The organism is Commensalibacter sp. A3DC (assembly GCF_047307945.1).
Taxonomy (GTDB): Bacteria; Pseudomonadota; Alphaproteobacteria; order Acetobacterales; family Acetobacteraceae; genus Commensalibacter; species Commensalibacter melissae.
In genome coordinates this window covers 1-10,762 of sequence record NZ_JAXOQA010000062.1, presented here as the reverse complement: position 1 = coordinate 10,762, position 10,762 = coordinate 1, and the positions used below count along the sequence as shown (strand labels likewise).

The window sequence follows — 10,762 nt, the reverse complement described above, 5'->3', positions numbered from 1 at the left end:
CACTCTATGTCACAAACTCATACTTCACTTTTTAATAAAAAACAGCCACGTTCACCTCGTGTAACTGAATGGGATCGTGACGCCGCTCTTATTACCGCTCGGCTTCTTTTGGAAATCCAGGCTGTAAATTTTCGTCCTGATGATCCGTATCTACTTACCGCCGGTTGGAAATCCCCTGTTTATATTGATTGTCGTAAAATTATTTTTTATCCTCGTGCCCGGGCAAAGATTATTGAATTAGGGGTTGAAAAAATTTATCGTCACGTTGGATATGAATCTTTTGATGCCGTCGTGGGTGGTGAAACAGCTGGAATTCCATTTGCTGCATGGTTCGCAGACCGAATGATGACTCCAATGGCCTATGTCCGCAAAAAACCTAAAGGATTTGGTAAAAATGCACAGATCGAAGGGGATATACCTGAAAATATGCGTACTCTTTTGGTGGAAGACTTAACTACAGATGGTATTTCCAAGGTTGGGTTTGCCAAAGCTTTACGCAAGGCTGGTGCAATTGTTGATCATGCTTTTGTTGTTTTCTTTTATGGAGTTTTTTCAAGCGCTTATCAGACACTAAACGATATTGGTATCAGTCTGCATTCCCTTTGCACTTGGTGGGATATTTTAGAAGTCAGTTCAGAATACCCAGCCTTTTCAAATGGAGATACCTCAGAAATCAGACGTTTCCTTGAAGATCCTTGCGCATGGTCTGCCAAGCATGGCGGAGTCAGCAATGAACAGGAGGCTCTAGCTCATAAACAATCCCGTTTATAATCTTTTATACCCTATGCCTTATCGTGTTTTAGCATTCGATTCTGGTATTGGAGGTTTAGGCATCGTTCAAAACCTCCAAACACAATTGAAAACAACTGATTTACAGGTTTCAATTGACTATCTTGCCGACAATCTTGTTTTCCCTTATGGTGAGCAAGAAGATAATTTTCTGGTTGAACGAATTATCAATCTTATCGGACAGGCGATTCAGTCAATTAAACCAAACCTTGTTGTCATTGCCTGTAATACCGCCAGTACTATTGCACTCGACAGGCTGAGGAAAATATATCCTTTCATTCCATTTGTTGGCTGTGTTCCACCTGTTCGATGGGCCGCCCGTGTGAGTCAAAGCAAAATAATTGGATTATTGGCAACACGTGCGACCATTGCACGACCCTATTTATGTCATTTAAAAGAACAATTTGCCTCGGATTGCAAACTTATCGCTTATGGTTCTCCTGTACTTGCAAAACTGGCAGAGAATTATTTCCGGACAAAGTCTTGCGATATACATCTAATCCAGCAAGAACTTGATAATATGTTTAATCATCCATATTCTGATCAAATGGATGCAATATGTATAGGATGTACCCATTACAGCTTTATTCTTGATCTTTTACGTCAGAACACATCCCCATCCATTCAATGGCTGGATCCTGCAGCTGCTGTAGCCAAGCACACTATTGACATTTTACGGCAAGAGAAATTTTCACATACTGATAATAACGTAAATAACTGTTTTTATTCTACTGCACCATTAACTAAGGACAAACCTCTTTTAAGTCGGCTTGCCCTGATGAAATTTACACAAATCAAAACATTTATGTTGCAATAAACCAATTTTAAAAATGTCTATGCACGGTGTAATTAGCAATATTTTTTAAGATAGTATGTAATTCACTCTCTGGAAAAACATCGAGCGCTGAACTGGCTTTATTTGCAAAAACCATAGCTTCTTTAAGGGTTTCTTCAATTACATTGTACTTTCGAATAAGGACTAGCGCCTGTTTTAAATCGCCTTTTTCCTGCTTGCCATCCTGTATTACCCGTTGCCAAAATTCCTTTTCCACTGGAGTGGACTTTTCATAGGCAATCAAAATTGGATAGGTTATTTTACCCTCACGGAAATCATCGCCAATCGTTTTACCCAATTCTTCCTGTTTCGCTGAATAATCCAATGCATCATCAACCAGCTGAAAAGCCATTCCCAAATTTGTACCAAAAGATTCCAACGCCAATTCATGCTGTCTTGATTGATTGGCTACAATAGCCCCAACTCGACAAGAAGCCGCAAATAATGCCGCAGTCTTTCCATGAATAACTTCAAAATAGCGTGATATTGAAGTTGACAAATCATTCTGTACGGTCATTTGCAAAATTTCACCTTCAGCAATGGTTGCCGAAGCCTTTGAAATGATTCGCATAACTTCTAAGGAACCATCTTCTGTCATGATCTGAAATGCACGGGAAAAAAGAAAATCTCCCACCAGTACAGACGCTGAATTGCCAAAAACAGCATTTGCACTTTCCGTCCCCCGTCGCAACATACTTTCATCAACCACATCATCATGCAACAGGGTCGCGGTATGAAGGAATTCAATACAGGCAGCCAACCGGACATGACGTGTAATGTGATCTGCAGAATCTTTTTCGTATCCACATAATCGTGCTGAGGCCAAGGTTAGTAAAGGTCTTAAACGCTTTCCTCCTGCCACAATTAGATGTGCTGCCAATTGTGAAACTAACGGTACGGAGCTTTGCATCCGATCCATAATGACATGATTACAAGCTTGCATGTCAACAGCTAAATAATCCACTAATGCTTGTAAAGGTTCTTCTTTCCCCATCAGAACAGGCATTTTACTTTCTACCTTCTGTCTCATTGGCATATGTTGATCCAACCGACCCTATATAAAACTTATAAAAATTTATTCAAGTTGTAAAAATAAAAACAGAATTGATCATTATCATTAACATTTCATTATCGGTTACGCTAGAATACATTTTATTTGTCTAACATATTTATTTGGTTAATGATTTATGCAGTCGCTTTCTTTTACGTCACCTTATATACACCATAAATCAAAAAATACATCCAATGGAACGTTATTAGAAGGAAAGATATTTTATAAACAATTCCAAAAAGGATACAGGACAGCCCTCGAGCCCATATTGATGGCAGCCAGTATTCCAGCCAAAAAAAAACAGATAATTATTGAGGGTGGATGTGGAGCCGGTGCAGGATTGATGTGTCTTGCCTATCGTATTCCCTTGATTACTGGAATAGGTTTTGAGCAACATCCAGAGATGGTTGAACTGGCAAATGAAAATTTTCAACTTAATGCGATGTCCAATCTAAAGGCAATGCAGGTCACATTACCGAAACTTCCAAAACGTCCTTTTACATTTTTACCTAATGGTCAGGAACTTGTTGATCATGTCTTCGCCAACCCTCCCTGGCATCAACATAATAGCTGTCCTTCACCAGACCCAGAAAAAAATCTGGCAAAAAAACTTCCCCGAGGCTTGCTTGCTGAATGGATTTATGCTTTAAGCCGTCCATTACGACAAGGAGGAACATTAACTCTGGCCCTTTCAGCCAGCCTGTATAGTGAAGCAAGTGCCCTTATGTATCAATATAAACTGGGATCGGTTATTCTATTTCCTTTATGGCCAAAACTAAACCGGCCACCCCGAATTATACTTTTACAAGGACGAATGGGATCGACCGGAGGTAGTCAGATTGCACCAGGCCTTATACTACATAATGACAATGGAGAATTTACCAATGAAACAAATCGAATCTTGCGCCAGGGAAAAAAACTAACCTTGTTATCTTGATATAAGCGTTTATATGGGATGAATCTAAGTCAAGAAGTTTATTTTCAATAAAACACTATATATCGATATTAAATTTATTTATATGACTATATATTGATAAAAGAGCATAATTAAATCATAAATCACCCAAGGAGTTAAAACTGTGGAAAAGCAAGATTCAAAACCAGCACAAACACATAATCTGATGACGTATAACCCAGTTTACAAACCCTTTCATTATCCTTGGGCCTATGATGTATGGCTGACCCAACAGAGACTACATTGGTTACCTGAAGAGGTTCCATTGGCGGAAGATGTCAAGGACTGGCATAAAAAATTGACCGAACCCGAACGGAATTTGATCACCCAAATCTTTCGATTCTTTACGCAATCAGATGTCGAGGTAAATAATGCCTATATGAAATATTACAGCCAGGTATTCAAACCTATTGAGGTTCTTATGATGCTGTCAGCATTCTCCAATATCGAGACGATTCATATCGCGGCATATAGTTATCTTCTTGATACTATTGGTATGCCGGAAGTCGAATATTCTGCTTTCCTCAAATATAAGGAAATGAAAGATAAATACGACTACATGCAGAATTTTTCAATTGATAATCCACTCGAAATTGCCAAAACAATGGCGGTTTTCGGAGCATTCACTGAAGGATTACAATTATTCTCATCCTTTGCCATCCTTATGAATTTTCCACGTTTTAATAAACTAAAAGGAATGGGGCAGATTATTTCGTGGTCGGTAAGAGATGAAACATTACATTGCCTATCCATTATCAAGCTTTTCCGTACGTTCATCCAAGAAAATCCCCATTTGTGGACGGAAAAATTTCAACAAGAGCTGATCCATATATGTAAAACTATCGTTGAACATGAATTTGCCTTTATTGACCTAGCTTTCGAAATGGGTTCTGTCGAAGGATTAACCGCACAGGATGTCAAAAATTATATTTGTTTCATTGCCAATCGTCGCTTAACACAGTTAGGCCTGGATACAATTTACGATATTGATAAAAATCCGTTACCCTGGATGGATGAAATGCTCAATGCTGTTGAACATACCAATTTCTTTGAAAATCGTGCAACCGAATATAGCCGAGCCGCCACAGAAGGAACCTGGGAAGAAGCTTTTGAAAGCATGACAGTTTAGGAATTCCCTGTTATTCCTCAGGGTCAAATAGATATTAATCCTGAGGGAATAATATTAAGAATTAAAATTCTTCATATTTTGAGGGATCCTGTCCTTTTAAACGACCATCTGGTTTTGATAATGCATCAATTTTTTGCATATCTTCTGTCGTAATATCAAAATCAAATATGTCAAGATTTTCCTTTTGCCTTTGATCTGATGTTGCTTTTGGAATGGGAACAACACCAAGCTGGACATGCCAGCGCAAAATTAGTTGTCCTACCGACTTATGATAATTTTTGGCAATTTCTTTCAGGATCGGGTGTGTCAACAGATCATTGGCACGGCCCAGTGGACTCCAGGCCTCTGTAACAATTCCCAATTTTTTATCATAGGCACGCTGTTTTGCCTGGGAGAAATATGGATGCAATTCCACTTGGTTAATACTTGGTGTCACCCCTGTTTCCTTAATAATACGATCAAGATGCTCAGGCAGGAAATTTGAAACGCCTATGGATTTAATCATCCCTCTTTTTTTCGCCTCGACCAGAGCTTCCCAGGCTTCAAGATATTTTCCTGTTATCGGGTTGGGCCAATGAATCAAATATATATCATAATAATCAAGCTGTGCACGATATAAAGATTCCTCAATCGTTAACAATGCCTGATCATATTGATGACGACGTCCTGGTAATTTGGAAGTGATTCGCAACTGATCACGGGAAATTCCACATTGTCGGACCGCTTCACCAACAGCACCTTCATTTTCATAATTAAAAGCTGAATCCAACAAACGGTAACCATTATAAATGGCACTGATGATAGATTTTACCCCTTCCCTACCGTTAAGTTTGTAAGTGCCAAATCCAACAGCAGGAATATTCGTCCCATCATTTAATTTAATTTGAGGAATAGATGACATTCAATATGTGTCCTTTTTACAAAAATATTAAAGACAAAATCAATATTTCTATTGATATCATAAATAAATGTCTGTTTAAAAAGCAATATCATCTTGTTTATGAATGAATATCACCTATATCGGCCAAAAATCTTCCTAAATCTTAAAATATTAGGGATATAGAAAGAATAAAATCCGTTTAGATCAGACTTTTGCCCAGTTAACAAAAAAGACCTTTTCCTCTAAAAAAGGCCTTCAAACCAATATTATTGACAAGATAGACATTCTTCATAACTTGTCGAGGTATCAGCCTGTATCTGATCACCTTTATTTAGAATATCCTCTTTAACTGCCAAATTGCTAACAGTATCTGCACGCTGGATAGAAAGAGAACGGCAATAATACAGGGATTTCATTCCTTTTTTCCATGCCTGATAATGCATCATATGTAAATCACGCTTGTGAACATTGGCTGGAACAAATAAATTAACTGATTGAGACTGACAGATAAAAGGTGAACGGTCAGCAGCATGTTCAATGATCCAACGTTGATCCAATTCAAATGCTGTTTTGTAAATATCCTTTTCATCCTGAGTCAGAAAATCAAGATGTTGAACACTCCCTTTGTTTAAAGTGATAGAAGACCAGACTGCATCAGTATCCTGGCCTTTTTCCTGCAATACCTTACGTAAATGCCTATTTCTTACGGTAAAGGAGCCTGATAAGGTTTTCTGCAAAAATACATTGGCCGTAATTGGTTCAATACCGGGACTTGCATTTCCCGCAATAATCGAAATGGAAGCCGTTGGCGCAATCGCAATCTTGTTTGAAAAGCGCTCATTAATGCCATAATCGGCAGCATCCGGACAAGGTCCACGCAAATTCGCCAGGGTAACGGATGCCTTGTCTGCTTCCTGACGTATATGCTGAAACATTTTCTTGTTCCATACTTTTGCCATAACGCTTTCAAACGGAATTTTATGAGCTTGAAGAAAAGAATGAAAACCCATTACACCCATACCAACGGAACGTTCACGTGCAGCAGCATATCTTGCACGTTCCATTTCGTCAGGAGCATGATCAATGAAATCCTGCAAAACATTATCAAGAAACAACATGACATCCTGGATAAATTGTGGGTTTCTTGACCATTGATCCCAATATTCAAGATTTAAAGAGGAAAGGCAACAAACAGCCGTCCGTTCCTTTCCTTTATGATCTATTCCTGTAGGTAACGTAATTTCAGCACAAAGATTAGAGGTTTTTACTTCCAGTCCAGCCAGTTTATGATGTTCAGGACGGGCATTATTCACCGTATCGGAAAAGACAATATAAGGCTCACCCTGTTCAATTCGTGTCGTCAGCAGCCTGATCCACAAAGAACGGGCAGAAACTTTCCTAATGACTGACTGATCTTTTGGGGAGACAAGCGCCCATTCCTCATTATTTTCAACTGCACGCATAAAAGCGTCAGAAATTAGAACACCATGATGTAGATTCAAGGCTTTACGATTGGGATCTCCACCCGTTGGTCTGCGTAATTCAATAAATTCCTCAATTTCAGGATGCCAGATAGGCAAATAAACAGCTGCTGAACCCCGTCTCAAAGATCCCTGACTAATTGCCAGGGTCAGGCTGTCCATCACCCTTATGAATGGAATGACACCTGAAGTTTTGCCATTCCGACTAACATTTTCACCAATAGAACGCAAATTTCCCCAATAAGATCCAATTCCCCCGCCACGAGAGGCAAGCCAGACATTTTCATTCCACAGTTCAACAATTCCCTTCAGGCTGTCTTCCGCTTCATTCAAAAAACAGGAAATAGGCAACCCTCTGGCCGTCCCACCATTTGACAGTACTGGAGTGGCCGGCATAAACCAATGCTGAGACATATAGTCATATAAACGCTGGGCATGTTCCGCATCATCCCCGTAGTAGGAAGCCACCCTTGCAAACAGCTCTTGGTAGCTTTCACCCTCAATAAGATAACGGTCATCAAGCGTCGCTTTACCAAAATCTGTCAATAAAGCATCACGAGAATGATCTAATTTAACCTGATAACGCCCATACAACTGTATTTTTCCTGCCAAGGCATCTGTAAAAAGAGAACCATTATCTGTTTTACCTTTTCCAGCATTGGCAACAGGCTTTTTTTCAAGCAGATCAACTGGGGTCACAACCATATCCTCGCAAAACAACAAACCTTTAAGGATTTTACATCCTTACTATACCATTATAAAATTTTAAATGTAATGATAAATTTCTATATATAGTATATTAAAAAACATACATACCTATATGATGATATAAAATCAACATAACATTAGGCTTGACATGCAAGATTTTGATAAAAACAAAAACTTTAATTTAACAATCGAAAAAGATCAGAAATGATAACAAGATAGTATAATATAGGTCAGACTTTATTGGTTTAACAATATATTTAATTTTAAATTTTTTTAAAAAAATATATTAGCCAGAAACCTCTGTATATTTATCGGGTTTAAAAAATAGAATGGCTATACAATTATATTGTCATAAATTCCTTAAATAAAAAACAAGTCTTTAACTTGTCAATGCGTAATCTAAACAATAGATATCACCCCAATCAAACCTATGAAATAATTGGGGTGACACTTTCTCAAGATATTGATTATCTTGCAATCTTATTCCCATTCAATGGTTCCGGGTGGTTTTGATGTAATATCATAAGTTACACGATTAATGCCTTTGACTTCATTAACAATCCGCCCCGCCACTCTGGTAAGGAATTCCATATCAAAAGAATAAATATCGGCAGTCATGCCATCCACACTTGTAACTGCCCGCAATGCACAAGCCTGATCATATGTTCGGCCATCCCCCATAACGCCAACCGTACGAATAGGCAACAAAACAGCAAACGCTTGCCAAATTTTGTCATATAACCCAGCCTTGCGAATTTCATCCAAATACACGGCATCAACACGACGCAACAAATCAAGCCGTTCACGCGTAATGTCCCCTAAAATTCGTATGGCAAGGCCTGGTCCTGGGAATGGATGACGACCAACAATATTTTCTGGAATACCCAATTCCCGACCCAAATCCCTGACTTCATCCTTGAAAAGTTCACGTAAAGGTTCGACAAGCTTCATATTCATCCGTTCAGGCAATCCACCCACATTATGATGAGACTTAATAGTTGCTGATTTTCCCGTGACACTGACGCTTTCAATAACATCCGGATAAAGGGTACCCTGAGCCAGAAAATCAGCCCCACCCAGTTTTTGCGCCTCCTGTTCAAATACCTCGATAAACAAACGGCCAATGGTTTTACGTTTAACCTCTGGATCGGTTACTCCAGCCAATTCTTTCAGAAACAAGTCAGACGCGTTTTTAGCAATCAAATGAATATTAAATTTCTCTTTGAATGTTTTAACAACCTCATCCGCTTCATTTTGACGCAGCATGCCGTGATCGACAAAAATACAGGTTAGCTGATCTCCAATAGCTTCATGAATCAATACAGCTGCCACTGCGGAATCAACCCCACCTGATAAACCGCAGATGACTTTTTTGTCACCAACCTTTTGACGAATACGTTCAATTTCCAAATTACGAAAACCGGCCATGGTCCAATTACCCTGACACCCGGCAATATTATGCGTGAAATTCTTTAATAATGCGGCACCACGAGGTGTATGAACAACTTCAGGATGAAACTGAACACCATAATAGTGACGATCCTCATCAGCAATCATGGCATAGGGTGCACCCTCACTAACCCCTACCACCTTGAATCCGGGTGGGATTTTTATAACTCGATCACCATGACTCATCCATACTTGTTCACGGTTCCCCTTTGACCATACACCCTGACATAAGGCACTATCCTCAAGAATTTTAATATACGCACGGCCAAATTCACGGTGGTCACCGGATTCCACCTGTCCACCCAATTGATGACACATTGCCTGTTCACCATAACAAATTCCTAATACGGGAACCTTTAATGTAAAAACTTCATTCGGAATCCTTGGGGCATCCATTTGAATGACACTGGAAGGGCCACCAGATAAAATAATCCCTTTTGGTGCAAATGAACGAATCTTTTCATCATCACTCGTATAAGGCCATATTTCGCAATAAACGCCACTTTCTCTTATTCTGCGTGCAATCAACTGGGTTACCTGACTGCCAAAATCAAGAATAAGAATCTTTTCTTGATGTAAAGATTGTTCCAATTCGCTTACCTGGGTCATTTTTATCAATCACTTCCTCTTTCAGTAAAATACGTTTTCATATCACAAATAGATAAAAAAAATGTAAATTAAACAATTTATCTGAAAAAAAACTATTTCTCCTTTATATAGAAATAAATTCCTTTTCATATTTTTTCACTCTGGAGCATTCCGTGAACAAGTATCGCCTGAAATTAGTCCATCGCAAAATACGGATTATCCCTATTTTTATATTAGTGTTGACTGCTGCCTGCAGTCATTTAGCCGAAGACCACCCCACAGGAATATGGTTAGGCAAAATGGAAACACAACAGGGAATTTGTCCACATGATCGTATGGCCGCCCTGAGAATCGATAAAAAGAAAATATTGTTTTCACCTGATAATGGGGCATTGGTCTTGACAGGTATCTATCATAAAAAGGAACATCCAAGGCATCTTGTCGCTGTCCTCCACCGTACGGATATGGATCATAAACCCTACGATCTCATTTTTGAAGGGAAAGCCAAGGATAAAAATATAATTGGAACCTATGGAACTCCTGACTGTCGGGCGACAATTACCTTTTATCGTCCACATCATTACGGATTATCAAACGCTATTGCGCATTAAAATCACAAAAAGTTAAAAAAACACTTGCAGAGGGGAAAAAGATCGGTTAAAAGCCTAGGGCAAGACGCACCCGTAGCTCAACTGGATAGAGCACCAGACTACGAATCTGGGGGTTATGGGTTCGATTCCTGTCGGGTGCGCCACTTAAATTAGAGGTCAATTTCATACCTAGATTGAAAACCTGATTAAAAAGTTAAAATAAGCTTTATTAATATTATTTAACTACTCCTTTATACATATTAAATTATACTTTATTTATACGTTTTTTTTTGGTATAAAAATAAAA

9 protein-coding genes and 1 tRNA gene are annotated in these 10,762 nt (G+C 38.8%); 6 read left to right on the top strand and 4 right to left on the bottom strand.

The window, feature by feature from the left end; translation table 11 throughout:
• Nucleotides 1-6 precede the first annotated feature (6 nt).
• Both U0839_RS07410 and murI read left to right on the top strand, forming a co-directional pair.
• Complete coding sequence (locus U0839_RS07410; protein WP_155565808.1) at nucleotides 7-771, top strand: orotate phosphoribosyltransferase; 765 nt, start codon at nucleotides 7-9, stop codon at nucleotides 769-771.
• Nucleotides 772-784: 13 nt separating this feature from the next.
• Nucleotides 785-1,606: a glutamate racemase gene (murI, locus tag U0839_RS07405; protein ID WP_155565809.1), complete on the top strand. Its 822-nt coding sequence runs from the start codon at nucleotides 785-787 to the stop codon at nucleotides 1,604-1,606.
• A 7-nt stretch (nucleotides 1,607-1,613) separates the two neighbouring features.
• On the opposite strand, the gene U0839_RS07400 is transcribed toward murI, so the two are convergent.
• On the bottom strand, nucleotides 1,614-2,660 hold the full coding sequence (locus U0839_RS07400) for a polyprenyl synthetase family protein (RefSeq protein ID WP_413550390.1): 1,047 nt from the start codon (nucleotides 2,658-2,660) through the stop codon (nucleotides 1,614-1,616).
• A gap of 151 nt (nucleotides 2,661-2,811) precedes the next feature.
• Between U0839_RS07400 and U0839_RS07395 the strand changes: the two genes are divergently transcribed.
• Entirely contained in the window at nucleotides 2,812-3,612 is an 801-nt protein-coding gene (locus U0839_RS07395; RefSeq protein WP_155565810.1) for a tRNA1(Val) (adenine(37)-N6)-methyltransferase, read from the top strand.
• 184 nt (nucleotides 3,613-3,796) lie between these two features.
• Nucleotides 3,797-4,759, top strand: a complete 963-nt coding sequence (locus U0839_RS07390; RefSeq protein ID WP_110438623.1) for a ribonucleotide-diphosphate reductase subunit beta — start codon at nucleotides 3,797-3,799, stop codon at nucleotides 4,757-4,759.
• Between the two features lie 61 nt (nucleotides 4,760-4,820).
• Here U0839_RS07390 and U0839_RS07385 read toward each other — a convergent pair whose 3' ends face one another.
• The 3 genes from U0839_RS07385 to guaA all read right to left on the bottom strand — a co-directional run bounded on the left by U0839_RS07385 (nucleotide 4,821) and on the right by guaA (nucleotide 9,886).
• On the bottom strand, nucleotides 4,821-5,660 hold the full coding sequence (locus tag U0839_RS07385; protein ID WP_155565811.1) for an aldo/keto reductase: 840 nt from the start codon (nucleotides 5,658-5,660) through the stop codon (nucleotides 4,821-4,823).
• Nucleotides 5,661-5,905: 245 nt separating this feature from the next.
• Nucleotides 5,906-7,825, bottom strand: coding sequence for a ribonucleoside-diphosphate reductase subunit alpha (locus U0839_RS07380; protein ID WP_155565812.1), 1,920 nt, complete (start codon nucleotides 7,823-7,825; stop codon nucleotides 5,906-5,908).
• A gap of 483 nt (nucleotides 7,826-8,308) precedes the next feature.
• Nucleotides 8,309-9,886, bottom strand: coding sequence for a glutamine-hydrolyzing GMP synthase (gene guaA, locus U0839_RS07375; RefSeq protein WP_155565813.1), 1,578 nt, complete (start codon nucleotides 9,884-9,886; stop codon nucleotides 8,309-8,311).
• Between the two features lie 152 nt (nucleotides 9,887-10,038).
• Between guaA and U0839_RS07370 the strand changes: the two genes are divergently transcribed.
• On the top strand, nucleotides 10,039-10,476 hold the full coding sequence (locus U0839_RS07370; protein ID WP_155565814.1) for a hypothetical protein: 438 nt from the start codon (nucleotides 10,039-10,041) through the stop codon (nucleotides 10,474-10,476).
• Nucleotides 10,477-10,542: 66 nt separating this feature from the next.
• Nucleotides 10,543-10,619: transfer RNA gene (locus U0839_RS07365), tRNA-Arg, on the top strand.
• The last annotated feature ends 143 nt before the right edge of the window (nucleotides 10,620-10,762 follow it).

Coding starts and splice junctions, on each gene's coding strand:
- U0839_RS07390 (WP_110438623.1), top strand. CDS start 3,797: ATGACGTATAACCCAGTTTACAAACCCTTTCATTATCCTTGGGCCTAT.
- U0839_RS07400 (WP_413550390.1), bottom strand. CDS start 2,660: ATGCCAATGAGACAGAAGGTAGAAAGTAAAATGCCTGTTCTGATGGGG.
- U0839_RS07410 (WP_155565808.1), top strand. CDS start 7: ATGTCACAAACTCATACTTCACTTTTTAATAAAAAACAGCCACGTTCA.
- guaA (WP_155565813.1), bottom strand. CDS start 9,886: ATGACCCAGGTAAGCGAATTGGAACAATCTTTACATCAAGAAAAGATT.
- U0839_RS07395 (WP_155565810.1), top strand. CDS start 2,812: ATGCAGTCGCTTTCTTTTACGTCACCTTATATACACCATAAATCAAAA.
- murI (WP_155565809.1), top strand. CDS start 785: ATGCCTTATCGTGTTTTAGCATTCGATTCTGGTATTGGAGGTTTAGGC.
- U0839_RS07385 (WP_155565811.1), bottom strand. CDS start 5,660: ATGTCATCTATTCCTCAAATTAAATTAAATGATGGGACGAATATTCCT.
- U0839_RS07380 (WP_155565812.1), bottom strand. CDS start 7,825: ATGGTTGTGACCCCAGTTGATCTGCTTGAAAAAAAGCCTGTTGCCAAT.